Source organism: Sulfitobacter sp. THAF37, from assembly GCF_009363555.1.
Classification (GTDB): domain Bacteria; phylum Pseudomonadota; class Alphaproteobacteria; order Rhodobacterales; family Rhodobacteraceae; genus Sulfitobacter.
Genome location: NZ_CP045372.1, coordinates 1,558,830 through 1,583,457, shown reverse-complemented (window position 1 = coordinate 1,583,457; position 24,628 = coordinate 1,558,830). Strand labels below are relative to the sequence as shown.

The window sequence follows — 24,628 nt, the reverse complement described above, 5'->3', positions numbered from 1 at the left end:
TCAGTCCGCCGCGATCCGCTCGACCAGCGCCTGCACCTCGGGGCCCACCCGGGCCACGATGCGGCTGACCCCTTCGGCATTGGGATGGATACCGTCAGCCTGAAAGTAGGTCTGCAATTGCGCCGGATCGGCGGGCGCATCGCCTTCTGTCAGTCCGGCAAAGAAACTGCCCAGAAACCCTGTGTCGAATTCGGCGGCCAGTTCGGGATAGATCGCGTCGAAATCGGCCTTGTAGTCGGGCCCGTAGTTGCCCGGTGCCTCCATCCCGATCAACAGCACCTCGACCTCGGCATCCTGCGCTGCCTGCAGGATGCCGGTGAGGTTGGCGCGCGCCTGTTCGGGGGCAAGGCCCCGCAACAGGTCATTGCCGCCCAGCGCCACGATCATCCCGTCCACCTCGGGTGTCAGGGTCCAGCCCACGCGGGCAAGACCCCCGGCGGTCGTATCGCCGGACACGCCCGCGTTGACCAGCGTCACCTCGCTGCCCTGCGCGCGCAGCCAGTTTTCCAGCTGCGGGACGAAACCCTGATCGGCGGGCAACCCGTAGCCCTGTGTCAGACTGTCGCCCAATGCCGCGACCACGACCTCTTGCGCCGCAACGGCCTGGCCCCAGACCAGAACGACCCCCACCAGAGCGGTTCGGGCGATGCCTGAAGCACCTCTTGCCTGCCTTTCCCGTCGGTCGGACGCGAAAAGTGATGTGGGATGTTTCATGTTCACTCCGAAACGCCTTATCGCCTTGCGCATCATCATAACAACTCCATATCCTAAGGGCCTGTGGACATTCATCTTCCGCCACCCGCGCGAGTCGGATTTTGCCGCTGGCGCTCTGATTTGAGCGCAGCAATGTGATCATTGGAAGCGAAAATCCGAGAGGCAGAGGCAAAATCCGCCGCGCCCCGAAGGGGTTTCGCCAAAATTGCCCATTTCTGCGTTAAGAGAGCTTGAAATAGCTGGCTATTCCTGCGCTCTCTCGCCTGGAACTGAGCAATTTTGGACTGAAACGGGTGGTGGAAAATGAATGTCCGCTAGCCCTAGGGACCCCGCAGAAAGGCCCCGGCGTGAATGACACCGTATTCCACCTTCAAGATGTGCTTTTGTCGCTCAAGGGCAATGCCGGACCTGTCGATATCCTGCGCGGTATCTCCCTGAAGGTCGACAGCGGGGAAAGCGTCGCGCTGACCGGGCCTTCGGGGTCGGGAAAGTCGTCGTTGCTGATGGTGATGGGCGGGCTGGAGCAGGCCACCGGCGGCACGGTCCAGGCGCTGGGTCAGGACCTGACCGTGATGAACGAAGACGCGCTGGCGCGGTTCCGGCGGGGCCGCATGGGCATCGTGTTCCAGTCCTTTCACCTGATACCGACGATGACCGCGATCGAGAACGTCGCGACGCCGCTGGAGCTTGCAGGGGTCCCGGACGCCTTCGACCGCGCGCAGGAGGCGCTGGATACCGTCGGACTGGGCCATCGCACCGGCCATTATCCGGCGCAGATGTCGGGGGGAGAACAGCAAAGGGTGGCGCTGGCGCGGGCCTGCGCGCCGCGCCCGGACATTCTGCTGGCGGATGAACCCACCGGCAATCTGGACAGCGCCAATGGCACCGCCATCATGGACCTGCTGTTTTCCCTGCGCGACCAATACGGTGCGACGCTGGTGCTTGTCACCCATGACCCGGTGCTGGCCGACCGTTGCGACCGATCCATCGCGCTGGCCGACGGGCAGATCGCATGAGCCTTGCGCTTGCCGCCCGGTTTGCCCGCCGCGAAATGCGCGGAGGCCTGCGCGGCTTTCGCCTGTTCCTTGCGTGTCTCGCGTTGGGGGTTGCGGCCATTGCCGCCGTGGGGTCCGTGCGTGCAGCGATCGAGGCGGGCCTTGCCCGCGAAGGCGCGGCCCTGCTGGGTGGCGATGCCGAGCTTGATTTCACCTATCGGTTCGCCACGCCCGAAGAGCAGGCCTGGATGGCCGAACGGTCGGACGCCCTGTCCGAGATCGTCGAATTCCGGTCCATGGCGGTGGTCGGCGATGACCGCGCCCTGACCCAGATCAAAGGTGTGGACGATGCCTATCCGCTGGTGGGGCAGATGCGGCTCGACCCCGAGATGCCGCTGGAGCTGGCGCTGGCGACCGAGGACGACCTGCCCGGCGCGGTGATGGAGCGTGCGTTGTCCGACCGGCTGGGGCTGGAACCTGGCGATGTCTTCCGCCTTGGCACCCGCGACTACCGCCTGAATGCACTGATCCTGCGCGAACCGGACAGCGCCGCCAGTGGGTTTGCGCTGGGGCCGCGCACGCTGTTGCGCCGCGATGCGCTTGACGGGTCCGGCCTGCTGGCGCCGGGAACGCTTTATAACAGCAAGTACCGGCTGGACCTGCCGGAGGGCACCGACCTGGCAGCACTGGAGGCCGAGGCAAAGACCCGGTTCGAGAATGCCGGGATGCGCTGGACCGATGCGCGCAACGGTGCGCCGGGAGTGGCGCGTTTCGTCGAAAGGCTGAGCGCCTTTCTGGTGCTCGTCGGTCTGTCCGGCCTTGCCGTCGGGGGCGTCGGGGTCTCTGCCGCGGTGCGGTCCTATCTGCAGGGCAAGACCGGGGTGATCGCCACCCTGCGCGCCCTGGGGGCGGAGCGGTCGACGATCTTTCAGACGTACTTCATTCAGATCGGGGCGCTGTCCTTGCTGGGTGTCCTGATCGGCGTGGTGCTGGGCGGTCTGGTGCCGCTGCTGCTGTCGCCGATCATCGCGGCACGGCTGCCCTTGCCGGCCAGTTTCGCGGTTTATCCCGCGCCGCTGATCGAGGCGGCGCTTTACGGGCTGCTGACGGCGCTGGCCTTTACTCTCTGGCCGCTGGCGCGCAGCGAGGATGTGCGCGCGGCAACTCTTTTTCGTGATGCCTGGGCCGGGGCGCGGCGACTGCCGGCTGCGAAGTATCTTGTGGCCATCGCGGCGCTCGCGGCGGCGCTGGTGGGGCTTGCGGGCTGGTTCAACGGGTCGTGGCGGCTGACGCTCTGGACGCTGGGCGGCATTGCCGGGGCGCTGCTGATCCTTGTGCTGGCGGCGATGCTGCTGCGCGTGGTGGCACGGGGCGGTGCGCGGCTGGCGCGGGGCCGACCCCGGCTGCGCTGGGCGCTGGCGGCCCTTGCGGGACCGGGCGAAGGCGCCGGTGCCGTGGTGCTGTCGCTGGGTCTGGGCCTGTCGGTGCTGGCTGCCGTGGGGCAGATCGACGGCAACCTGCGGCAGGCCATCGCGGGCAACCTGCCGGATGTGGCGCCGTCCTATTTCTTTGTCGACATCCAGAAGGACCAGATGCCGGGCTACACCCAACGGTTGGAGGATGACCCCGGCGTCAGCCGCATCGACAGCGCGCCGATGCTGCGCGGCGTCGTGACCCAGATCAACGGCAGACCGGCGCGCGAGGTCGCGGGCGATCACTGGGTGGTGCGCGGCGACCGGGGCGTGACCTATGCCGCCCGCCCCGGCGCAGATGCCACGATCACCGCCGGTGAATGGTGGGCGGAGGATTACGACGGCCCGCCGCTGATCAGCTTTGCCGCCGAAGAGGCCGAGGAGATGGGTCTGAAGCTGGGCGACACGCTGACCATCAACGTGCTGGGCCGCGACATCACCGGCACCATCGCCGCCTTTCAGGAGGTGGATTTTTCCACCGCCGGGATCGGCTTTGTCCTGACGATGAACCCTGCCGCGCTGGCCGGTGCGCCGCATACTTTCATCTCGACCGTCTATGCCGAGCAGGAGGCCGAAGCGGCGATTCTGCGCGATCTGGCAACCGCCTATCCCAACATCACCGCGATCCGGGTGCGCGACGCCATCGACCGGGTATCCGCCGTGCTGGCAAGCCTCGCCGCCGCGACCTCCTACGGGGCGCTGGCCACGCTGCTGACGGGGTTCGTGGTGCTGATCGGTGCGGCGGCGGCAGGGGCCGAGGCACGGCGCTATGAATCCGCGCTGCTCAAGACATTGGGTGCGTCACGGCGCGCCATCGCCGCCAGCTTTGTGTTGCGCGCGGCGCTTCTGGGGCTGTTTGCGGGCAGTGTCGCGCTGCTGGCCGGTATTCTGGGGGGCTGGGCGATCAGTCATTTCGTGATGGAGACCCGGTTCAGCGTGATCTGGCCCTCTGCCCTCATGATCGTGGCAGGCGGGGCGCTGGCGTCTGTGCTGGCCGGACTGGGGTTTGCCCTGCGCGCGCTCAATGCCCGGCCCGCGCAGGTCCTGCGTGCGCGGGAATGACGCAATGGTCCGGACCCGGCTTGCACATCCCCCGGCGGATCGGGCAAGTCAGCGCCAGAATACAAAGGAGCGACAATGCCTGACAATCTGCCCGCCAACCGCGCCCCCGCCCTGAGCCGCGCCCAGCGCAACAATGTGATCAACATCCTGCGCCGCGCCGCAAAAACCGAGATCATGCCGCGTTTCCGCGGGCTGAACGCCGCCGACATCGCCACGAAGTCGGGGCCGGACGACCTGGTGACGATTGCAGACACGGCAGCAGAGGCGATGATCACCCGCGCCCTGCATATGGCCTTTCCCGGTGCGCTCGTGATCGGCGAGGAAGCGGTGTCCGCCGATGCCAGCCTGCTGGACAAGATCGCGGACGCGCCGCTGTGTTTCATCATCGACCCGATCGACGGCACCTGGAATTATGCGCGGGGGCTGTCGGTGTTCGGCATCATCCTTGCGGTCACGCGGTACGGCAAACCGGCCTTCGGGCTAATCTATGACCCGGTGATGGACGATTGGGTCATTGCAGACGATCAGGGCCCCGCCCAGATGCAACATCCCTCCGGCGTGACCCGAGATCTGCAGGCCAGCCAGGGCGGTGAACTGGCAGGGCTTTCCGGCTATGTCCCGCTTTACCTGTTCGATCACGCGCGGCGGCAGAAGCTGGCATCGAAGCTTCCCGATTTCGGCTGGGTGGGCAGCCTGCGCTGCTCGGCCCATGAGTACCGGATGCTCGCGCAGGGTCATGTCGACTTTGTCCTGACCGAAAGCCTGAACCCGTGGGACCATGCCGCTGGTGTACTGATCTGCCAGCAAGCGGGCGGATATGTGCAGATGCTGTCAGGCGAAGACTACACCGCCACCTTGCGCAGCGGGCACCTTCTGGCGGCGCCGGACAAGGCAACCTGGAACCGGCTGGCCAAGGCATTCAAATTCCTGAACGACGCGGACCTGTAGGACCGGACGGACCTGCCCGCAATGAGACCAAAGTGACATGAGGCGCCAGCCGGGTATCGCCCGAGCTGGAGGGCGTTCCAAGCCAATAAGTGGTGAGAGTCGTTTCAAACTAGCAGGCGGGTGATGTGGTGGCAAATGTTGCAAAATCGCCCTCCGGGGGGAGGTCGGGCGATGCCCGGCTGGCGCCGGGCGGATGCTTGTGGAACAGGCACCGCGCTATCGCAACGGCAGCAAAGTCCGCAATGCCGACCTTCGGCGCAGAAGTCTCCCGAATTTTGCTTCGGGAGACTTTGTTGGACATAGCGTCATGCCCGCAGGCATTTCGGCCATGAGTTGCAACACGCGATGAAAAGGGCTGGCCCCTCGGGTGGCCGTTTTTTCCCACAGGAACGAGACAACCGGTCGGTGTTCTGGCTACTCCGCCGCTTCGGCGTAGTCCTCAAGGGGCGGGCAGGTGCAGATCAGGTTCCGGTCGCCATGGACATTGTCCACCCGGTTGACCGGCGGCCAGTACTTGTCCACCCGGAAGGCCCCCGGCGGGAAACAGCCCTGCTCGCGGCTGTAGGGCCGGTCGCCCCAGTCCACGACCAGATCCTCGACCGTGTGGGGCGCATTCTTGAGCGGGTTGTTCTCGCGCGGCATGTCGCCCGCCTCGATCGCGGCAATCTCGTCCCGGATCGCCAGCATCGCGTCGCAGAAGCGGTCCAGCTCTGCCTTGGTTTCCGACTCCGTCGGCTCAACCATCAATGTCCCCGCCACGGGCCAGGACATGGTCGGCGCGTGGAAGCCGCAGTCGATCAGGCGCTTTGCAATGTCATCCACCGTCACCCCGGCGCTGTCATCATAGGGACGCACATCGACGATGCACTCATGCGCGACCCGGCCCGTCGGCCCCTTGTAAAGCACGTCAAACGCGCCTTCGAGCCGCTTGGCGATATAGTTCGCGTTCAGGATCGCGACCCGCGTGGCCTGAGTCAGCCCTTCGCCGCCCATCATCAGGCAATAGGACCAGGAGATCGGCAGCAGCGAGGGCGAGCCGTAGGGCGCCGCCGAGACCGCCGCGCCGCCCCCGTTCGGATCACCCGGCAGATGCGGCGTCAGATGCGATTTGACGCCGATCGGCCCCATGCCGGGACCTCCGCCGCCGTGCGGGATGCAGAACGTCTTGTGCAGGTTCAGGTGGCTCACGTCGCCGCCCAGATCACCGGGGCGGCTGAGGCCCACCATGGCGTTCATGTTGGCCCCGTCGATATAGACCTGCCCGCCGAATTCATGCGTGATCTTCGTGACCTCGTTCACCGTCTCTTCGAACACGCCATGCGTCGAAGGGTAGGTGATCATGCAGGCCGCAAGATCGTCGCCCGCGGCCTCGGCCTTGGCGCGGAAATCGTCCAGATCAATGTCGCCATTGGCCGCCGATTTCACCACGACCACCTTCCAGCCCACCATCTGTGCGCTGGCGGGGTTCGTGCCGTGCGCGCTCATCGGGATCAGGCAGATCTTGCGGTGTCCCTGGCCCTGCGCCTCGTGATAGGCGGCGATGGTCAGAAGCCCCGCATATTCCCCCTGCGCCCCCGAATTGGGCTGCATCGAGATCGCATCGTAGCCGGTGATATCGCAGAGTTTGGCCGACAGGTCGTCGATCATTTCCTTGTACCCCAGGGCCTGATCGGCGGGCGCGTAGGGGTGGATCAACGAGAATTCCCGCCAGCTGACCGGCATCATCTCGGCGGCGGCGTTCAGCTTCATCGTGCAGGAGCCGAGCGGAATCATCGCGCGGTCCAGCGCCAGGTCCCGATCCGCCAGACGGCGCATGTAGCGCATCATCTCGGTCTCGGCCCGGTTCATGTGAAAGATCGGGTGCGTCAGATAATCCGAGGTGCGCAGCATCTCTTCGGGCACGCGGTATTCCGGGGTGAAATCGCTGTCTTTCTTGACGATGCCGAAGGCCCGCCAGATCGCCTCGATGGTGGAAGGCTGGGTCCGTTCATCGAGCGAAATGCCGACCCGGAACTCCCCCACCCGGCGCAGGTTGATCCCCTCGTCCACCGCCGATTTCATCACCGCCGCCTGCAGCGGCCCCACGTCCACCGTGATGGTGTCGAAGAACGCCTGCGGATCCACCTTGAAGCCCGCTTCTTCCAATCCGCGGGCCAGACGAACGGTCTTGCGATGGATGCGCTGCGCGATGGCCTTCAGCCCCTCGGGGCCATGGAACACCGCGTACATGGACGCCATGACCGCCAGCAGGGCCTGAGCGGTGCAGACGTTGCTGGTCGCTTTCTCACGGCGGATGTGCTGTTCGCGGGTTTGCAGGGACAGACGGTAGGCGCGGTTGCCATGCGCGTCGATCGAAACACCGACGATACGGCCCGGCATGGCGCGTTTGTAGGCGTCCCTGCACGCCATGTAGGCGGCATGCGGCCCGCCATAGCCTTCGGGCACCCCGAACCGCTGCGTGCTGCCGACGGCGATGTCCGCCCCCATCGCGCCCGGTTCCTTGAGCAGCGTCAGCGACATCGGATCGGCCGAGACGATGCCGATGCCCTTGTGCTCGTGCAGGGCCGCGATGCTGTCGGTAAAGTCGCGCACGTGGCCATAGGTGCCCGGATACTGGAAGATCGCGCCGAAGACCTCGGATGCGTCCATCTTGGCCGGGTCGCCCACGACAACCTCGATACCCAGCGGTTCCGCGCGGGTCTTCATCACCGCGATGTTCTGGGGATGACAGTCGCGGTCCACGAAGAACTTGACCGCCTTTGACTTGGAGACCCGCTGCGCCATGGTCATCGCCTCGGCACAGGCGGTCGCCTCGTCCAGCAAGGAGGCGTTTGCGATTTCCAGGCCTGTCAGGTCGCTGACCATGGTCTGGAAGTTCAGCAATGCCTCAAGCCGCCCCTGGCTGATTTCGGGCTGGTAGGGGGTATAGGCGGTATACCAGGCCGGGTTTTCCAGGATGTTGCGCTGGATCGCGGGCGGCGTGACGGTGCCGTGATAGCCCTGGCCGATCAGGCTGGTCAGGACCTTGTTCCTGGACGCCACCTTGCGCAGATGCTCCAACACCTCGCGCTCCGACTTGGCCTTGCCGAAATCGAGCGTCCCCTTCATGCGGATGCCCTTGGGCAGGGTGTCGTCGATGAGCGCGTCGAGCGAATCGGCGCCCACAACTTTCAGCATCTCCGACATCTCCGCCGGTGACGGCCCGATGTGTCGGCGGTTGGCAAAATCATAGGGCAGGTATTCGGTCGGCTTGAAGCTCATCGCGACATCCTCGTTCTTTCTGGCAGTCAAATAACCCCGGCCGGAGGGTCCGGCGTGCGGGTCCGGGTCAGCCGATGAATTGCTGGTACCCGGCTTCGTCCATGAATTCGTCCATCTGGGATGGATCGCTGATCTTCATCTTGAAGAACCAGGCGTCGCCCTGCGGATCCTCGTTCACGAGGCTGGGGTTGTCGGCCAATGCGCTGTTCACTTCGGTGATTTCGCCATCCACGGGCGCAAGAATGTCCGACGCCGCCTTGACGCTTTCGATCACCACGACCTCATCGTCCTTGCTGACCACGGTGCCTTCCTCGGGCAATTCGACGAACACCACGTCGCCAAGCTGCTCTGCCGCGTGGATGGTGATGCCGATCACCATTTCGCCGTCTTCCTCGCGCAGCCATTCATGTTCTTCAGTAAACTTCATTGTGTCTTCCCTGTTGACTTCATCGTTTGAAATTCGCCGCCACGAAGGGCAGCTTCGCCACGGCGAGCGCCAGCCGTTTTCCCCTGACCTCGCCCCAGAGGGGCGTTCCGGTCCCGGCCAGCCCCGCCTCTACATAGCCCATCGCAACCGGTGTCCCAACGCTGGGACCGAAACCGCCGGATGTGACCTGGCCAACGCGGTTGCCGCCTTCGGCTGCGTCGAAGATTTCGGTGCCCTCGCGCATGGGCGCGCGCCCCTCGGGCTGCAGCCCGACGCGTTTGCGCGTCGCACCCTGCGTCATCTGATCTGTCACGACCTTCGCGCCCGGATAGCCACCGGCGCGGTCGCCCCCCGGGCGGCGCACTTTCTGGATCGCCCAGGTCAGCGCGGCCTCGACCGGTGTGGTCTGCGTGTCGATGTCGTGTCCGTAAAGGCACAGCCCCGCCTCCAGCCGCAGCGAATCCCGCGCGCCGAGGCCGATGGCGGCGACCCCGTCCTGCGCCAGAAGGCGTCTTGCCAGCGGCTCCGCCGCGTCGGCGGGGACGGAGATTTCGAAGCCGTCCTCGCCCGTGTAGCCGGAACGGGAGGCCCAGACCGGCGCGCCATCCAGTTCCAGATCGCGCACATCCATGAAGGCCATTTCCGCCGCGCGGCTGTCCATCGCGGCGATCACGCCTTCGGCCGCCGGGCCCTGCACCGCGATCAGCGCACGGTCGGTCAGTGGCGTCACGGTCACATCGGGTTCCAGCGCGGCCTTCATCCGGGCGATATCGGCGTCCTTGCAGGCGGCATTGACCACCACGAAAAGATCGTCGCCACGGCGGGCGAACATCAGATCGTCCTCTATCCCGCCCGCATCATTGGTGAAAAAGCCGTACCTCTGCCTGCCGTCAGCCAGACCCAGCACATCCATCGGCACCAGCGTCTCGAAGGCGCGGGCGACCGTATCCCATGACGGGCCGGAGAGGATCACCTGCCCCATGTGGCTGACGTCGAACAGGCCCGCCGCTTCGCGCGTGTGCTGGTGTTCCTTCATCACCCCCAGCGGATACTGCACCGGCATGGCATAGCCGGCGAAGGGCACCATTTTCGCGCCCAGTTCCACGTGCAGATCGAACAGCGGTGTATGTTTCAGATCGTCCATCGGCGCGGCACCTCTTCTTCCTGCCGGTTGTCCAGATGGAGCAAAACGGCATCTTTCCCCCGCACATTGCGGTCCAAGATGCCCCCTCTGTCCTTTCGCCTGAGATCGTTATCCCTTCGGCGGATGCGCTTGGCACCACTCTCCAGAGTGTCGGTATCCGGCACGGTCCCTGTGCCTGAGAGTTTCCGGGGCGGTTGCTCCTTCGGCATCGGATGATCCGATTCTCCCGTGACGGATGCCCTTTGGTATGCCGGGGGCCGACCGGTCGTCAAGCAGGCTTGCATGCGCCGGGCTACAATGGTCTTTTGCCCGCGATACCAACGGACCTTCTGCATATGATCCCCTATTTCTTTGGCTATGGCAGCCTCGTAAACCGCCAGACCCACAGTTATCCCGATGCCCATCCCGCGCGATTGCGCGGCTGGCGGCGCAGCTGGGTGCGCACGGCGGTACGAGATCTGGTGTTCCTCAGCGTCGTGGAAGACCCCGGCACCACCATCGACGGGCTGATCGCAGCGGTGCCGGGGGCAGACTGGGCGGCGCTGGACGCGCGCGAGGCGGGCTATGCGCGCCTGTCCTCGGGCGGGGCGGTGATCCACCCCATCAGCCCGGCGCCGGACATCGCGCATTACGCGGTGCCGCCCTCCGACACGGGCGTACCGGGCGACCACGCCATCCTGCTCAGCTATCTCGACGTGGTGGTGCAGGGGTTTTTGCACGAATTCGGCGAAGCGGGCGTGCAGGATTTCTTCGACACGACGGACGGCTGGGATACGCCGGTGCTGAACGACCGCGCGGCACCCCGCTATCCCCGGCACAAGGTGCTGTCGGCACAGGAGACGGCACTGGTGGACAGCCACCTCGCGCGGCTATCGGCGCGCGTGGAATAGGGTCATCAGGCGGCCCTCACGTCCAAAGATTTCCTTGCCCCGGCCTTCGGGTTTGCCACCGCGCGCGATGCAGCGCAGCGCCATGATCCAGGCCACGACACCAAAGACGACCCCGGCCAGCGCCTGCCCGATCAGCACACCGGGCGCGCCCCCGATGGCCGCGCAAAGCCAGACCAGCGGGATCAGCGCCACCGCGTTGCGGCCCCAGTTGGTGACGGTAGACAGGAACGGCTGGCCCAGGTTGTTGAACACGGCATTCGCCACGAACAGCACGCCGGGAAAGAAGAACGCCAGCGACAGCGGGCCGCAGAACAGGTAGATCAGGTCGCGTGCGATGCCGGTCGCACCGAACAGATCCGCAATCGGCGCACGGCAGGCGAACAACAGGGCCGACACGGTCAGGATCACCAGCGCGACAAACAGGATCGCCGCCGTGAAGCCACGCCGGACCCGCGCCAGGTCGCCCGCGCCGTAGTTCTGGCCGATGATCGGCCCCACCGCCCCCGACAGCGCAAAGACCACGGCAAAGGCCACCGGCATCAGCCGCGCCACGACGGCCATGCCCGCCACCGCGTCCTCGCCGTAATCGGCCATGACACGGGTGATATAGGCCTGCCCCACCGGTGTGGCGATTTGCGCAAGGATGGTCGGAAAGGCGATGGCGACAACGGGGGTAAAGTCGCGCAGCATCCCCCTGAACCGGGGCATCACCAGCGCGTCATAGACCCTGATCAGGGACCAGATCGCCACGGCGGCAATCGCCACGCGCGCAACAAAGGAGGCGATGGCGGCACCGGTCAGTTCGAGGTCCAGCCCGAAGATCAGGATCGGGTCCAGCGCGGCGTTGACGATGCCGCCCACGATGGTCGCCATCATTGCCCGCCGCGCGTCGCCATGGGCCCGCAGGATGGCCGACCCCATCATCCCCACCATGAGAAACGGGACCGACGGCACCACGATCTGCAGAAAATGCACGGCCTGCCCGGCGGTTTCGCCGCGGGCCCCGAGCATCGCCACCAGCCCGGGCAACGCAAGCCAGACCCCGATGGAGAAGACGATCCCGAACATCAGACCGTAGAGCAACGCGTGGGTCGACCTTTCGCGTGCCAGCACGAGGTTGTTCGCCCCCAGCGCCCGGGCCACCAGCGCGCCTGCCGCGATGCCCATGCCGATCCCGAAAGAGGCGGTGAAGAACAGGATCGCGCCGGCATATCCCACCGCCGCCGCGAGTTCGGATTTGCCCAGCATCGAGATGAAGATCATGTCGACGAAGTCGACCAGGAACACAGCCATCAGTCCGATGGACGAGGTCAGCGCCATGACCGCCACGTGCACGAAAAGGTTCCCGGTGAGGAACTTTGCCTGCGCGCCGTCAGCCATCGTGGGTCCGGCGTCGTCTATCCTGCAGGACGTGGTCAGCCTGCAGGCCGGTCATCACCCGCGCGCCTTCACGACCCGCAGCAGCGGCATGACATTGGCCATCTCGGGGCCGTGTTCCTGTCCGGTCAGCGCCAGCCGCAGGGGCCGGAACAGGGCGCGCCCCTTGCGCCCGGTCTTTTCCTTGACCTCGGCCGTCCAGCTGGACCAGGTGGTTTCGTCAAAGGGCATCTCGGGCAGCATCGCCATGGCTTCGGCGACAAAGGCCTCGTCGCCGTCCTCGATCACCGGATCGGCACCGTCGCGGAACATTTCCCACCAGGGTTTGAGGTCATGCAGCGTTTCGATGTTCTCGCGGGTGACGGACCAGAATCGCGCGGCCTGATCCTCTGGCACGCCGATGTCGGCAATCGTGCCCGCGACATCCTCGACCGGGCGGGTCTGCAGGTAACGGCCCGTCAGCGGGAACAGGTCCCGCACGTCGAACTTGGTCGGGGCAGTGCCGAAGCGTTCGATGTCGAAGCCGTCGATCAGCGTTGCCATGTCTGTCCGCAGCTCTACCGGGTCCGACGACCCCAGCCGCGCCATCAGACTGAGCAGGGCAAAGGGTTCGACGCCCTGTTCGCGCAGATCGCGCAGCGCCAGGGTGCCCAGCCGCTTGCTCAGCGCCTCGCCCTGGGGACCGGTCAGCAGCGAATGGTGGGCAAAGGCGGGGTGATCGTGCCCCAGCGCCTGCATGATCTGGATCTGCGTGGCTGTGTTGGTCACATGGTCCGATCCGCGCACCACATGGGTCACGCCCATGTCGGTGTCGTCCACGACCGACGCCAGCGTGTACAGGATCTGTCCGTCGCCCCGGATCAGCACCGGGTCGCTGACGCTGGCCGCGTCGATGGAAATATCGCCCAGGATACCGTCGGCCCATTCGATCCGGCTCTGGTCCAGCTTGAAACGCCAGACGCCATTGCCCCGCTCGGCACGCAGGTCGTCCTTCTGCGCGTCTGTCAGGGACAGCGCCGCGCGGTCATAGACCGGCGGTTTGCCCATGTTCAGCTGTTTCTTGCGCTTCAGGTCCAGCTCCGTCGGGGTCTCGAACGCCTCGTAGAACCGGCCCTTGGCGCGCAGTTCGTCAGCGGCGGCGTGATACCGGTCCAGCCGTTCCGACTGGCGTTCCACCCGGTCCCATTCCAGCCCCAGCCAGGTCAGATCCTGCTTGATGCCGTCGACATATTCTTCCTTCGACCGCTCGGGATCGGTGTCGTCGATGCGCAGGATGAAGGTGCCGCCCGCCTTGCGCGCGATGAGATAGTTCATCAGCGCCGTGCGCAGGTTGCCAACGTGGATGTAACCGGTGGGGGAAGGGGCGAAACGGGTGACGGTATCGGCGGCCATGCTGTTCTCCTTGGACCCCGGTCAAGTGTCACAGAGCCGATTGTTTGTCTAGGCTCTGGACCCATCAATTCAATACGCTCTGTTTGACTGATTTGTCCGCAGACAAGAAGCATCTGCGCTGGAATAGTAGTTTTATTTCAAACAGATACGCCGCAGGCTGCGGGAAAATCCGTCAAACCCGTCACGCCGAAGGCGTGGCAGCATGAATCGGCGCTCCTTCGGAGCGACGGGCGGCGATTTCACTTCATTTCAACGTCTTGGGTCGCTTGCAAATAGAACCTACCACTGCCCGGCAGGGCATTGCGCAGCAATGTCCCGAGAGGGGATTAGCTGCACGCCCCAAACCACTGAAATTTCGTGAAATCGCCGCTGAGCATATGGAGTTAATGGGTCCAGAGCCTAGGGTCGCTGCCACGGGGGCGTCTGCGCGGTGCCGGCGGGCTGACGAAAATATGATCGCCTCCGGAGCATGGAAAAATGGGAAAGAGCGCCCGCGCTGCTACCATTAGCCATCACAACAGAAAACGGAGGTCCCATCCATGACGAACGCATTCAAAATGTCCCGACGCAGCGCCCTTGCCGGTGCTGCCGCCCTGCCCCTGGCCGCTGCGGCCACCTCTGCCCGTGCCGAAGCGCCGATCATGGGTGCCGGCGCCTCGCCGTTTCGCCGTGTCAGCCTTGGCGGTTATGATGTCACGACGATCCTCGCGGGCACCCGCGCGGTCGAGGCGCCGCATGACATCTTCGGCCTGAACGTGGATCATGAGACCTTTGAAAACGTGTCGCAGGCCGCGCATATCCCGGCGGATGCTGCGCAGTTCTTCTTCACGCCGACGGTCGTCAACACCGGGTCGGAAGTCGTCCTTTTCGATACCGGGGTCAGCGCGGAGGGCACGCTGGCGGCACTGCAGGCGGCGGGATACGCCGCCGATCAGGTGGACATCGTGGTGCTGACCCATATGCACGGCGACCATATCGGCGGGCTGATGCAGGGCGATGCGCCGACCTTTCCCAACGCGCGTTACGTGACCGGACAGGTCGAATTCGACGCCTGGTCCGCGATGGACAACGAGGGGTTCAACACCAAGGTCAAGCCGCTGGCGGACCAGATGACGTTTCTAGATGACGGCGGGACGGTCGCCTCGGGCATCACGGCGATGGCGGCATTCGGGCATACCCCCGGCCACATGGCCTACATGATCGAATCCGATGGCAAGCAACTGGTTCTCGGGGCGGATTTCGCGAACCACTACGTCTGGTCCCTGGCCCATCCGGACTGGGAAGTGAAGTTCGACCAGGACAAGGAAGCCGCCGCCGCAACGCGACGCCGACTGCTGGACATGCTGGCAGCCGATGGCATCCCCTTTGTCGGTTATCACATGCCATTTCCCGCTTTCGGCTATGTCGATACGCGCGACGACGGGTTCGTCTATGTGCCGCACAGCTACCAGCTGATGCTTTGAGGTGAGGTGCCCGGTGCGGGGCCGATCCCCGCGCCGGGACGTCAGCGCTGCGCCCGAAGTTCCCGGGCCAGCGTCGCCACCAGTTCCGCCGCGGGCAGGGATCGGGCCAGCGGGGCGCCCTGACCGGCCCATTGTGCGCCGAACCCATGTTCACCGGCGGCTTTCGCGGCGGCATGAAGCGCCTTGCCCGCGTCGTAGGCGATCGGATAGGCAGGCGGCATGCCGTGCTGTGCCACGCCGTCACTGGCCGTGAAGCGGTTTTCAAGCGCGCGGGCCGGACGACCGGAAATCACCGATGTCAATCGCGTGCGGTAGCCACCCGGCCCGTGCAGGGCGGCCCGGTAGGCGTCATCAGCGGCGGATTCAGCGCAGTCGATGAAGGCGGTGCCCAGCTGTGCCGCAACGGCACCCAGGTTCAATGCAGCGGCGATGCCCCCGCCATCCATGATGCCCCCTGCCGCAATCACCGGCAGGTCCAGTTCAGCGGTCAGCAGCCGTGTCAGCGCAAAGGTGCCAAGCTGCGGATCGGGCGCCGCGCAGTCGAACATGCCGCGGTGGCCGCCCGCTTCGATCCCCTGGGCGACGATGCCGTGAATGCCCGCCGCCTTGATCTGCCGCGCCTCATCCATGTTCGTCGCCGTCGCCAGCAGCGTGATGCCCGCATCCCGAAGTGCTGTGACAGCCTGCGGTGTGGGAAGCCCGAAGTGAAAGCTGACGACCGCCGGGCGGGTCTCGATCAAAAGGGACAACATGTCGGGGTTGTCGTTGAAGCTTTGATAGATGGTGTGCAGCTCTGCGGGCGGCTCCGCGCCGAATTCGGCAAAGAGCGGGCGCAACAGGTCCAGCCAGGCGCGTTCAGCCTGCGGGTCCGCCTGTGGCTTTTCATGGGTGAAGACATTGACGTTGAAGGCGCGGTCCGTCGCCGCGCGGGTGTCCGCGATCATTTGGGCAGCACCAGCGACATCGGTCGCGCCCACGGCAATCGCGCCCAGCCCGCCCGCGTTCGACACCGCCGCCGCCATGCGCGCGGTCGAAACCCCGGCCATCGGTGCCTGAAAGATCGGAAGTTCTATGCCCAGTCCGTCCAGCATGCGGTGCCTCTTTGACTTCAGCGAGGCCAGCGCGCCCGCCGGTTTGAGTTAGTCATCACTGGCCGGGGCGTCGTCACTGGCCGGGGCGTCGTCGCTCGGCGGGGTCTCGGACGCGGGCTGCCCATCCTCCGCTGCGGTTTCTTCGCTGCCCTCTGCTGCGGCGGTCTCTCCTGCGGCGGTCTCGGTCAGGGCCCCGTTGTCCCAGTCGCCGCTGGCCTGCTCACCGCTGGCATAGCGCATGGTGCCGCTGCCCTGGCGTTTGCCCGCCTTGAAGGTGCCTTCGTAGACATCGCCGTTGGCGTAGGTCGCGATGCCCTGGCCCTCGATCTCGCCGCGTGTCCATTCGCCGTCATAGACAAAACCGTTGGCCATGGTGATCTTGCCGCGGCCGTGACGTTTGCCATCCTGGAAGTTGCCTTCGTAAACGGTGCCGTCGGGATAGGTCGCGGTGCCCATGCCGTGACGCTGGCCGTCCTTCCACATGCCTTCGTAGCGATACCCGTCGGCATAGGTCATCACCCCCTGGCCGTCGTTGCGCGCGTTGGAGAAGCTGCCCTCGTAGACCACCCCGTTGGGGTAGGTCGCGCGGCCCTCGCCCTCGATCACACCGGCCTCCCAGGCACCTTCGTAGGTGGAGCCATCGGGGTAGGTAATCTTGCCCTGCCCCTCCGCGAGGTCATCGCGGAATTCGCCGACATAGACAGATCCGTCGGGATAAGTGACCTGGCCTTCTCCCGAGATCTGGCCGTCCACCCAGGAGCCGACGTAGACGTAACCGTCCGCCCCGGTGAAGGTGCCCTGCCCGTGGCGGCGGTCATCCTCGAACGTCCCGACATAGGTGTCGCCGTTGGCATAGGTCACTTTCCCCTCGCCCTCGCGCCGGCCCGCGACGAGGTTGCCTTCGTAGACGTCGCCGTTGGGCTGGGTCAGCGTACCGGTGCCCTCGATCTGGCCGTCCTGCCACAGACCGACGTAAACCAGCCCGTCGGGCATGGTCAGCTTGCCCTCGCCATTGCGTTTGCCCGCCTCGATCGCGCCCTCGTAGACCGCGCCGTCGGGATAGGTGATGGTACCGGTGCCCTGCTTGACCCCGTCGATCCAGTCGCCCTTGTATTCGTAGCCGCTCGGGCTTTGCATCACGCCCTTGCCGTGATGTTTGGCGTTGCGGAACCCGCCCTCGTAACGCACCCCGTTGGCGTACAGGGCCACGCCCTGCCCCATGATTGCGCCGGTCTCCCAGTCGCCCTCGTAGGTGCCGCCGTCGGCAAAGGTGATCTTGCCGAAGCCATCCGGCTTGCCCTTGGAGAAATTGCCCTCGTAGACCGACCCGTTGGGAAAGCGCGCGACGCCTTCGCCCTTGATCTCGCCGTCTTCCCAGTTGCCCTGGTACTGGTAGCCGTTCGGCAATGTGTAGGTGCCCTGCCCGTGCTGAAGGCCACCCCGAAAGGTGCCCTCGTACACGCCGCCATCGTCGTATTGCTTGGTCAGTACCTGACCTTCCTGCGCCCAGGCGGGCGTGGTTGTCAGCAAAAGACACAGGATCAGTGAACGAAAGGACATGGACATACCCGTCTAGTTGCACCGCCGTCAAAGCGGGATCGTCGGCAAGCCTAAGCAATGGGGGATAGAGGGGCAATCGTCTTTTGTGCCCTGCGCCGTGTGTCGGCAAATTCACCGCACCGGGTCTGCCGCATCCGGCGGGCAAGGTCCTTTGGGCTTTTCCCCCGTGCCCGATCTGCTACATCCGGGGCGGAGCAAAACGCAAAGGCGCGCATATGGCAGACCGTTTCCGCATCACCCTTGGCCAGTTGAACCCCACGGTGGGCGATCTTGCGGGCAATGCCGCGCTGGCGGCGGACGCCTGGGCGAAGGGCAAGGCGGCGAACGCCGATCTGGTGGCCCTGCCCGAGATGTTCATCACCGGCTACAACGCCCAGGACCTGGTGATGAAACGCGCCTTCCAACTGGATGTGATGACGCATATCGAACGGCTGGCCGAGGACTGCGCAGACGGACCGGCGCTGGCCATCGGTGCGCCCTGGGCCGAAGGGGCAGAGCTGTTCAACGCCTACCTGATCCTCAAGAACGGCAAGATCGCCAGCCGCGTGCTCAAGCACAATCTGCCGAACGAGACCGTCTTCGACGAGGTGCGCGTCTTTGATTCCGGGCCATTGGGCGGGCCCTATGCGGTGGGCAACACCCGTGTCGGCAGCCCGATCTGCGAAGACGCCTGGCACCCCGAAGTGTCCGAGACCCTGGCCGAGACGGGCGCGGAATTCCTGCTGGTGCCCAACGGATCGCCCTATTACCGGGGCAAGCTGGACACGCGGATGAACATGATGGTCGCCCGCGTGATCGAGACGGGGCTGCCGCTGATCTACCTCAACATGGTGGGCGGCCAGGACGACCAGGTGTTTGACGGCGCCTCCTTTGCGCTGAACCCCGGCGGCAAGCTGGCAATGCAGATGCCTGCTTTCGACGAAGAGGTGCACCACATTGATCTGGAGCGCGGCGATGAAGGCTGGCGCATTCTGCAACAGCCGCTTGCCTCGCTGCCCGACGCCTGGGAGCAGGATTACCGCGTCATGGTGCAGGGGCTGCGCGATTACATGGCGAAGACCGGGTTCAAAAAGGTGCTGCTGGGCCTGTCGGGCGGCATCGATTCGGCTATCGTGGCCACCATCGCGGTGGACGCACTGGGCGCGGAGAACGTGCGCTGCGTGATGCTGCCTTCGGAATACACCTCGCAAAGCTCGCTGGACGATGCGGAGGCCGTGGCAAAGGCGCTTGGCTGCCGCTATGACTACGTGCCGATCAAGGAGGGGCGCCAGGCGATCACCAACACCTTGGCCCCCCTGTTCGAAGGGCGTGATCCAGACCTGACAGAGGAAAACATCCAGTCCCGCCTGCGCGGTCTACTGCTGATGGCGATGTCCAACAAGTTCGGCGAGATGCTGCTGACCACCGGCAACAAGTCCGAGGTCGCGGTGGGCTATGCCACGATCTATGGCGACATGGCGGGTGGCTATAACCCGATCAAGGACCTCTACAAGACCCGCGTGTTCGAAACCTGCCGCTGGCGCAACGAAAACCACCGCAACTGGATGATGGGGCCTGCGGGTGCCGTGATCCCCGATACTATCATCACCAAGCCGCCCAGCGCGGAACTGCGCGAGGATCAAAAGGACAGCGACAGCCTGCCCGATTATCCGGAACTCGACGCGATCCTGAACATTCTGGTGGATCAGGACGGATCGGTTGCCGATTGCGTGGCGGCAGGGTTTGAACGAGATGTGGCGAAAAAGGTCGAACACCTGATCTACATCAGCGAATACAAGCGGTTCCAGTCCGCACCCGGCCCGCGCCTGACAAAGGGGGCGTTCTGGCTCGACCGGCGCTACCCGATCGTGAACCGCTGGCGCGACCCCTCCTGACCTTGGAGGGCGTCAATACTGCCAAGGTGCCACGGTGGCGATCTCGTCGTCGGACCAGCCGAAGTGATGCGCGAACTCGTGGATCGTGACATGCGCGATCAGGTCCTCGATCTCGACATCGCCCCGCGCCCGCCATTCGTGCAGGATGGGCTCGCGGAACAGCCAGACGGTGTCGGGTTCATGGGCCATGTCCATCACCGATTTATGCGTCATCGGTATGCCTTCGTAGAGCCCGGTCAGCCCGGTAGGCTCCGGTATCTCCAGTGACGCCAGCATCTCGTCCGTCGGCCAGTCGGTCACGCGCAGCAGCACGTCGCGCGCCGCGCTCCGGAACGGTGGCGGAAAGTCTTCGACAGTGCGGCGTGCAATGCCCTCGAAACGGTCGAGATCGGGGATGTCAGCGGTCATGACCGCAGATATGGGCCGCAGGGGCGTGAAGTAAAAGGCCCGCGGCCCCTTCTGCAAATTATCACAGGCCTTGTGCGTTGCCGAGCGGAACGAACTGTCCTCTGTGTCATTTTACAATCATATGTCCAATCCAAGGAGCACCTCATGAGCACCCCCAAGATCGCCGTCATCTTCTATACCACCTATGGCACCAACCATCAGATCGCGCTGGCCGCCAAGGAAGCCGCCGAAGCCGCCGGGGCCGAAGTACGCCTGCGTCGCGCCGCCGAAACGGCACCGCAATCGGTCATCGACGGGCAGGAAGCTTGGAAGAACCAAGTGGAAAAGATGCAGGACATTCCCGAAGTGTCGCACGATGACATGACCTGGGCTGACGGCTACTTCTTCTCCTTCCCCACGCGCTATGGCAACCTGCCCAGCCAGATGGCAGCCTTCATCGACACGCTCGGTCCGCTCTGGCAGGAGGGCAAGCTGGTGAACAAGACGATCACCGCGACAACCTCTGCGCAGACAGCTCACGGCGGACGTGAGGGCACGATCCAGAACCTCTATAAGTCGGCCATGCACTGGGGCACGATCATCGTCGCGCCGGGCTACGCCGACGAGGTCAAGTTTCAGGACGGGAACCCCTACGGGTACTCCGGTACAGCCGGTGAATTCGACGACCTCGGCAAGAAGGCCGTGGATTTTCAGGCCAAGCGACTGGTTGAGATCACAGGCAAGCTGATCGACTGAAAGTGACTTTCGGGGTCGCCCTTCACCGGGCGGCCATCTTGCAGGGTGCCACGGGCTTGTGAATTGAATGCCGGGTTGTTCGGGGCTTAGGGTGTGCCATGCGCAGATTCATTTCCCTCATCGCCTTCATTCTCGCCACGCCCGCCTTCGCCTGCGGGCCGGACACGGATTGTACCGTGGGCGACCGTACTTACCGTATTGCCATGCCCGAAGGCCACGACGGCGCAACGCCGGTCGGCGCGCTGGTCTGGTCGCATGGCTACCGTGGCTCCGCCGCCGGAGCGATGCGCAATGGCAGCTTGCGCCGCATGCTGTCGGATGCAGGTCTTGCCCTGATCGCCGCCAATGGCATTGACGGGTCGTGGGATCTGCCGAACGGGCCGGGGACCTTCGACAGCACGGGCGCGGCTGAATTCGCCTATTTCGACGCCGTGCTGGCCGACGCGAAAGACCGGTTTCCCATCGACCCCGACCGCATCGTCGCCGCCGGGTTTTCGGCGGGCGGCATGATGGTATGGAACCTCGCCTGCAGCCATCCGGGCGCCTTTGCCGGGTTCATCCCCATGTCTGGCACCTTTTGGCTGGAACCGCCCGAAACCTGCGTGCCACCGGTGTCATCCATCGTGCACATCCACGGCGACGCGGACAGGACGGTGCCGCTGACCGGCCGGGTCATCAATGAAACCAAGCAGGGCGAGGTGGCGGATGCGATCGCGCTTTACGAGGATTTCGGAGATTTCGGCCCTGCCGTTGCGACCAGCTATGAAGACCTGAACTGCGAGGTGCGGTCAGCGCCCACGGGCGATATGCTCGACTTTTGCCTGTTCCCGGGCGGTCATTCCTTCCGCACGGAACACCTGCGCTACGGGCTGGAGCGGCTTCAGGCCGCCGGGCAGCTCTGACAGGGCAGGGTCAGACGCGTTCGCCCGCGTCCAGCCTTTTCAGCCAGGCGTCGGCGTCCTGCACCACAGTCTCGCGCCGGTCGGCATCCATGCGGTCCCAAGTGCGGTACATGTTGCCCATGCGCCCGTTGCCCTCGAACCGGTCGCGGTGCCGGTCCAGGAAATGCCAATAGAGCAGGTTGAACGGGCAGGCATCCTCGCCGGTCTTGTCCTTGACGCTGTAGGAGCAGCCTTTGCAGTAGTCCGACATGCGGTCGATGTAGTTGCCGGACGACACATAGGGTTTGGACCCCACCACACCGCCGTCGGCGAACTGGCTCATCCCGATCACGTTGGCCGACATGACCCATTCAAAGGCGTCGATGTAGCTGGCCATGTACCACTCCTGCAGGTCCTGCGGGTTCAGCCCCGCCAGCAGCGCGAAATTTCCCGTGACCATCAGCCGCTGGATGTGATGCGCATAGGCATGTTCGCGCGTCTGCGATACGGCCTGCGCCACGCAGTTCATCCGGGTTTCCCCGTTCCAGAAGAAATCCGGCAGCGTCCGGTCATGCCCCAGCCTGTTGCGCTGCGCATATTCCGGCCCTTCGAGGAAATAGATGCCGCGAATATACTCGCGCCAGCCGATGATCTGCCGGATGAAACCTTCGGCGGCATTGATCGGCACATCGCCCGCCTTCCAGGCGTCCTCGGCCGCGCGGCAGACCTCCAGCGGGTCGAGCAGGCCGATGTTGATGTAGGGCGACAGGATCGAATGATAGAGCCACGCCTGCCCTTCCATCATGGCATCCTGGTAATCCCCGAACCGGGGCAGCGCGTGTCTGATGAAATGCGACAACGCCCGACGCGCCTGCCCCTGATCGGTGGCATAGTGAAACGGCCGCAGGTCGCCGAACCTGTCGCCGAAACGCGTCTCCACCAGGTCCAGCACCTCTTCCACCGTCTCGTCGGGGGTGAACTGCATCGGGCCGGAAAAGTCGACCTCGTCCGGGGCGGGTTTGCGATTGTCGTGGTCGTAGTTCCACTTGTCGCCCGCGGGGGCGTCACCATCCATCAGCAGGCCGGTCTTGCGCCGCATGTCGCGGTAGAAATATTCCATCCGCAGCGCCTTTCGCCCCCTGGCCCAGTCGTCGAATTCGGCGTGGGTCGCGATGAAACGGTCGTCCGGCAGGATCCGGGTCTTGATCGGCGCATGCCTGAGCTTGTCGATCAGCCGCCATTCGCCCGGCTCGGTCGTCAGTACTTCCTCCGCCCCGGTCTCTTCTGCCCGGCGCAGCAGTTCGCCGAAGATGCTGCCCGCGTTCTGCGTGTCGTCAAGCTGGGTATAGCGCATCTCCCAGCCGTCTTTTTCCAGCGCCGCCGCGAATTTGCGCATGGCGGCAAAGATCAGGGCGATCTTCTTGGGGTGATGGCGGACATAGTCCGTTTCTTCCGCGACCTCGGCCATGACCACCACATCGCGCGCCTTGTCGGCCTCGCGCAGGGCGCTCAGCCGGTCAGACAGCTGATCGCCCAGGACAAGAACCAGCCGCTTTACCATTCGACCGGCTTTCCGGCGTAGTCGAAGAACCCGCCGCTGTCGTCCGGCGTCAGCCCTGCCATCACCGACAGCAGGTTCTGCGCCGCCTCTTCCGGTTGCACGGCGGGATGCCGGCCAAGGTACTTTTCGGTAAAGGGTGTCGCCACGGTGCCGGGGTGCAGGGCCACGCACACCGCGTCCTTGTGCGTGCGAGCCAGTTCAATCGACGCCGTATGGACGATCTGGTTCACCGCCGCCTTGGCGCTGCGATAGCTGATCCAGCCGCCGATCCGGTTGTCGCCGATGGAGCCGACCCGTGCCGACAGCACCGCCAGCACGCTGCGCCCGTCGCGCGGCAGCAGATCCTGGGCATGGGCCAGGACCAGGGCCGGACCGACGGCGTTCAGCGCGAACTGGTCCAACATCGCCTTTTTTCGAATCGAACGGATCGTCTTTTCCGGCTCGGCACCGTCGATCTCAAGCGCGCCGGTGGCCACGATCACCTGATCGAACGGCCCCTCAAGCGCGCCCAGATGTTCGGCCACCGACGCTTCATCGGTGATGTCAAACCCGTCGCGCGAGCGCGACAGTTCGGTCACGTCGTCGCCGCGACCGCCTGCCGCAGCGGCCAGGGCGGCCCCGATGCCGCCTGAAGCCCCGATCACCAGCAGCCGCGCCATCAGAGCATGCCCTTGTCGCGCAGTTCCTGTTGCGCGTCGTCGGTCTTGTTCCCGCTGACACCGATCTTGCGCAGCACCGCGTCGGTCTTGGTGAATTGCAGATCGCGGTAGTCGACCACCTGGACACGGTTGCCCCAGGGATCGTGGAAATCCATGTACCCGGTATCCAGCATCGTCCCCCCTGCGGCGCGGACACGCGCGGGCACGCCGCTGCGATCTTCGACCACGAGACCGAAATGCCGGCCCTCGTCAGGTGCCTGGTCGCGGCCCTGCGACAGCACCAGAAACTGGTCGCCCATGTCGATGAAGGCCATCGTGTCGCTGCGCCCGCGCAAATCAAAGTCAAAGACCGCCCGGTAGAACGCCAGCGCCTCCTCCAGATCGCCGACTTCCAGCACAAGGTGGTTCACGCCCACGAGTTTCGTCTTTTCCGGTTGGCTCATGACATCCTCCTTTTCGAGGAATTAGATGTATCGCGCCCGCAATCAACGCCGGTCCGGACCGTAAATCCGCAAAGCCGGTGTGCGGCCCGGCCGTCCGGTCGCGTCGCCGCCGATTGAACCCTTTTCATTTGCGAAACGCAGGTTATAAATGGGCGCATGACACACGCCGCCCATATCACGACCCTGCCGCGCCCCTGCGCGACGCCGCTGCGTGCCAACCTGCTGCTGCTAATCCGCCTCTGAGCGTGCCATCCGGCGCGTCCGCTCAGAG

The 24,628-nt window shown here is 64.9% G+C and carries 20 protein-coding genes and 1 riboswitch; of the genes, 8 read left to right on the top strand and 12 right to left on the bottom strand.

Going from position 1 to position 24,628, the window contains the following annotated elements; genetic code table 11:
- The gene (locus FIU94_RS07825) at nt 1-714 is read right to left on the bottom strand and encodes an arylesterase (RefSeq protein WP_152465247.1); all 714 of its coding nucleotides are present in this window, start codon (nt 712-714) and stop codon (nt 1-3) included.
- A 347-nt stretch (nt 715-1,061) separates the two neighbouring features.
- Here FIU94_RS07825 and FIU94_RS07820 point away from each other — a divergent pair, with 347 nt between their 5' ends.
- The 3 genes from FIU94_RS07820 to FIU94_RS07810 all read left to right on the top strand — a co-directional run bounded on the left by FIU94_RS07820 (nt 1,062) and on the right by FIU94_RS07810 (nt 5,191).
- Nucleotides 1,062-1,730, top strand: a complete 669-nt coding sequence (locus tag FIU94_RS07820; protein ID WP_152465246.1) for an ABC transporter ATP-binding protein — start codon at nt 1,062-1,064, stop codon at nt 1,728-1,730.
- Nucleotides 1,727-4,243 carry an ABC transporter permease gene (locus FIU94_RS07815; protein WP_152465245.1) on the top strand — a complete coding sequence of 839 codons (2,517 nt, stop codon included), beginning with the start codon at nt 1,727-1,729 and terminating at the stop codon, nt 4,241-4,243. The genes FIU94_RS07820 and FIU94_RS07815 overlap by 4 nt, the downstream gene beginning before the upstream one ends.
- Nucleotides 4,244-4,318: 75 nt before the next feature.
- Entirely contained in the window at nt 4,319-5,191 is an 873-nt protein-coding gene (locus FIU94_RS07810) for an inositol monophosphatase (protein ID WP_152465244.1), read from the top strand.
- 414 nt (nt 5,192-5,605) lie between these two features.
- Here FIU94_RS07810 and gcvP read toward each other — a convergent pair whose 3' ends face one another.
- The 3 genes from gcvP to gcvT form a co-directional block, all read right to left on the bottom strand.
- Nucleotides 5,606-8,452, bottom strand: coding sequence for an aminomethyl-transferring glycine dehydrogenase (gene gcvP / locus FIU94_RS07805; RefSeq protein ID WP_152465243.1), 2,847 nt, complete (start codon nt 8,450-8,452; stop codon nt 5,606-5,608).
- 67 nt (nt 8,453-8,519) lie between these two features.
- Entirely contained in the window at nt 8,520-8,879 is a 360-nt protein-coding gene (gene gcvH / locus FIU94_RS07800) for a glycine cleavage system protein GcvH (RefSeq protein ID WP_152465242.1), read from the bottom strand.
- Between the two features lie 19 nt (nt 8,880-8,898).
- The gene (gcvT, locus tag FIU94_RS07795) at nt 8,899-10,023 is read right to left on the bottom strand and encodes a glycine cleavage system aminomethyltransferase GcvT (protein WP_152465241.1); all 1,125 of its coding nucleotides are present in this window, start codon (nt 10,021-10,023) and stop codon (nt 8,899-8,901) included.
- 153 nt (nt 10,024-10,176) lie between these two features.
- A riboswitch (glycine riboswitch) is annotated at nt 10,177-10,262 on the bottom strand.
- Nucleotides 10,263-10,358: 96 nt separating this feature from the next.
- On the opposite strand from gcvT, the gene FIU94_RS07790 reads away from it, so the two are divergent.
- Complete coding sequence (locus FIU94_RS07790) at nt 10,359-10,913, top strand: gamma-glutamylcyclotransferase family protein (RefSeq protein ID WP_152465240.1); 555 nt, start codon at nt 10,359-10,361, stop codon at nt 10,911-10,913.
- Here FIU94_RS07790 and FIU94_RS07785 read toward each other — a convergent pair.
- Complete coding sequence (locus FIU94_RS07785) at nt 10,893-12,293, bottom strand: MATE family efflux transporter (protein ID WP_152465239.1); 1,401 nt, start codon at nt 12,291-12,293, stop codon at nt 10,893-10,895. The genes FIU94_RS07790 and FIU94_RS07785 overlap by 21 nt on opposite strands.
- 54 nt (nt 12,294-12,347) lie before the next feature.
- On the bottom strand, nt 12,348-13,682 hold the full coding sequence (gene gltX, locus FIU94_RS07780) for a glutamate--tRNA ligase (RefSeq protein WP_152465238.1): 1,335 nt from the start codon (nt 13,680-13,682) through the stop codon (nt 12,348-12,350).
- A gap of 539 nt (nt 13,683-14,221) precedes the next feature.
- Here gltX and FIU94_RS07775 point away from each other — a divergent pair.
- Nucleotides 14,222-15,145 (top strand): MBL fold metallo-hydrolase, encoded by a 924-nt coding sequence (locus FIU94_RS07775; RefSeq protein WP_152465237.1) that lies wholly within the window; start codon nt 14,222-14,224, stop codon nt 15,143-15,145.
- A 41-nt stretch (nt 15,146-15,186) separates the two neighbouring features.
- Here the strand turns inward: FIU94_RS07775 and FIU94_RS07770 are convergent, their stop codons facing one another.
- Nucleotides 15,187-16,236: a nitronate monooxygenase family protein gene (locus tag FIU94_RS07770; RefSeq protein WP_152465236.1), complete on the bottom strand. Its 1,050-nt coding sequence runs from the start codon at nt 16,234-16,236 to the stop codon at nt 15,187-15,189.
- 48 nt (nt 16,237-16,284) lie between these two features.
- Nucleotides 16,285-17,796: an MORN repeat-containing protein gene (locus tag FIU94_RS07765; protein ID WP_152465235.1), complete on the bottom strand. Its 1,512-nt coding sequence runs from the start codon at nt 17,794-17,796 to the stop codon at nt 16,285-16,287.
- A 215-nt stretch (nt 17,797-18,011) separates the two neighbouring features.
- Between FIU94_RS07765 and FIU94_RS07760 the strand changes: the two genes are divergently transcribed.
- Complete coding sequence (locus FIU94_RS07760; protein ID WP_152465234.1) at nt 18,012-19,670, top strand: NAD+ synthase; 1,659 nt, start codon at nt 18,012-18,014, stop codon at nt 19,668-19,670.
- A 12-nt stretch (nt 19,671-19,682) separates the two neighbouring features.
- Here the strand turns inward: FIU94_RS07760 and FIU94_RS07755 are convergent, their stop codons facing one another.
- Nucleotides 19,683-20,078: a metallopeptidase family protein gene (locus tag FIU94_RS07755; protein WP_152465233.1), complete on the bottom strand. Its 396-nt coding sequence runs from the start codon at nt 20,076-20,078 to the stop codon at nt 19,683-19,685.
- A 144-nt stretch (nt 20,079-20,222) separates the two neighbouring features.
- Here FIU94_RS07755 and FIU94_RS07750 point away from each other — a divergent pair, with 144 nt between their 5' ends.
- Nucleotides 20,223-20,813: an NAD(P)H-dependent oxidoreductase gene (locus FIU94_RS07750; protein ID WP_152465232.1), complete on the top strand. Its 591-nt coding sequence runs from the start codon at nt 20,223-20,225 to the stop codon at nt 20,811-20,813.
- A gap of 98 nt (nt 20,814-20,911) precedes the next feature.
- Nucleotides 20,912-21,715, top strand: coding sequence for a PHB depolymerase family esterase (locus FIU94_RS07745; protein ID WP_152465231.1), 804 nt, complete (start codon nt 20,912-20,914; stop codon nt 21,713-21,715).
- A gap of 10 nt (nt 21,716-21,725) precedes the next feature.
- Here the strand turns inward: FIU94_RS07745 and FIU94_RS07740 are convergent, their stop codons facing one another.
- Genes FIU94_RS07740 through FIU94_RS07730 form a run of 3 tightly spaced genes read right to left on the bottom strand, consistent with a single transcriptional unit; the run spans nt 21,726 to nt 24,357 of the window.
- Entirely contained in the window at nt 21,726-23,255 is a 1,530-nt protein-coding gene (locus FIU94_RS07740; RefSeq protein ID WP_152465230.1) for a cryptochrome/photolyase family protein, read from the bottom strand.
- Entirely contained in the window at nt 23,249-23,914 is a 666-nt protein-coding gene (locus FIU94_RS07735; protein ID WP_152465229.1) for an SDR family NAD(P)-dependent oxidoreductase, read from the bottom strand. Before FIU94_RS07735 ends, FIU94_RS07740 begins: the two co-directional genes overlap by 7 nt.
- A complete protein-coding gene (locus tag FIU94_RS07730) occupies nt 23,914-24,357 on the bottom strand; it encodes a VOC family protein (RefSeq protein WP_152465228.1) in 444 nt (147 codons plus the stop codon). Before FIU94_RS07730 ends, FIU94_RS07735 begins: the two co-directional genes overlap by 1 nt.
- Nucleotides 24,358-24,628: the final 271 nt, after the last annotated feature.

What these genes read in the sequence shown, in the direction of transcription:
- FIU94_RS07825 (WP_152465247.1), bottom strand. Translation starts at nt 714, where the DNA reads ATGAAACATCCCACATCACTTTTCGCGTCCGACCGACGGGAAAGGCAG.
- FIU94_RS07815 (WP_152465245.1), top strand. Translation starts at nt 1,727, where the DNA reads ATGAGCCTTGCGCTTGCCGCCCGGTTTGCCCGCCGCGAAATGCGCGGA.
- FIU94_RS07810 (WP_152465244.1), top strand. Translation starts at nt 4,319, where the DNA reads ATGCCTGACAATCTGCCCGCCAACCGCGCCCCCGCCCTGAGCCGCGCC.
- gcvP (WP_152465243.1), bottom strand. Translation starts at nt 8,452, where the DNA reads ATGAGCTTCAAGCCGACCGAATACCTGCCCTATGATTTTGCCAACCGC.
- gcvH (WP_152465242.1), bottom strand. Translation starts at nt 8,879, where the DNA reads ATGAAGTTTACTGAAGAACATGAATGGCTGCGCGAGGAAGACGGCGAA.
- gcvT (WP_152465241.1), bottom strand. Translation starts at nt 10,023, where the DNA reads ATGGACGATCTGAAACATACACCGCTGTTCGATCTGCACGTGGAACTG.
- FIU94_RS07790 (WP_152465240.1), top strand. Translation starts at nt 10,359, where the DNA reads ATGATCCCCTATTTCTTTGGCTATGGCAGCCTCGTAAACCGCCAGACC.
- FIU94_RS07785 (WP_152465239.1), bottom strand. Translation starts at nt 12,293, where the DNA reads ATGGCTGACGGCGCGCAGGCAAAGTTCCTCACCGGGAACCTTTTCGTG.
- gltX (WP_152465238.1), bottom strand. Translation starts at nt 13,682, where the DNA reads ATGGCCGCCGATACCGTCACCCGTTTCGCCCCTTCCCCCACCGGTTAC.
- FIU94_RS07775 (WP_152465237.1), top strand. Translation starts at nt 14,222, where the DNA reads ATGACGAACGCATTCAAAATGTCCCGACGCAGCGCCCTTGCCGGTGCT.
- FIU94_RS07770 (WP_152465236.1), bottom strand. Translation starts at nt 16,236, where the DNA reads ATGCTGGACGGACTGGGCATAGAACTTCCGATCTTTCAGGCACCGATG.
- FIU94_RS07765 (WP_152465235.1), bottom strand. Translation starts at nt 17,796, where the DNA reads ATGTCCTTTCGTTCACTGATCCTGTGTCTTTTGCTGACAACCACGCCC.
- FIU94_RS07760 (WP_152465234.1), top strand. Translation starts at nt 18,012, where the DNA reads ATGGCAGACCGTTTCCGCATCACCCTTGGCCAGTTGAACCCCACGGTG.
- FIU94_RS07755 (WP_152465233.1), bottom strand. Translation starts at nt 20,078, where the DNA reads ATGACCGCTGACATCCCCGATCTCGACCGTTTCGAGGGCATTGCACGC.
- FIU94_RS07750 (WP_152465232.1), top strand. Translation starts at nt 20,223, where the DNA reads ATGAGCACCCCCAAGATCGCCGTCATCTTCTATACCACCTATGGCACC.
- FIU94_RS07745 (WP_152465231.1), top strand. Translation starts at nt 20,912, where the DNA reads ATGCGCAGATTCATTTCCCTCATCGCCTTCATTCTCGCCACGCCCGCC.
- FIU94_RS07740 (WP_152465230.1), bottom strand. Translation starts at nt 23,255, where the DNA reads ATGGTAAAGCGGCTGGTTCTTGTCCTGGGCGATCAGCTGTCTGACCGG.
- FIU94_RS07735 (WP_152465229.1), bottom strand. Translation starts at nt 23,914, where the DNA reads ATGGCGCGGCTGCTGGTGATCGGGGCTTCAGGCGGCATCGGGGCCGCC.
- FIU94_RS07730 (WP_152465228.1), bottom strand. Translation starts at nt 24,357, where the DNA reads ATGAGCCAACCGGAAAAGACGAAACTCGTGGGCGTGAACCACCTTGTG.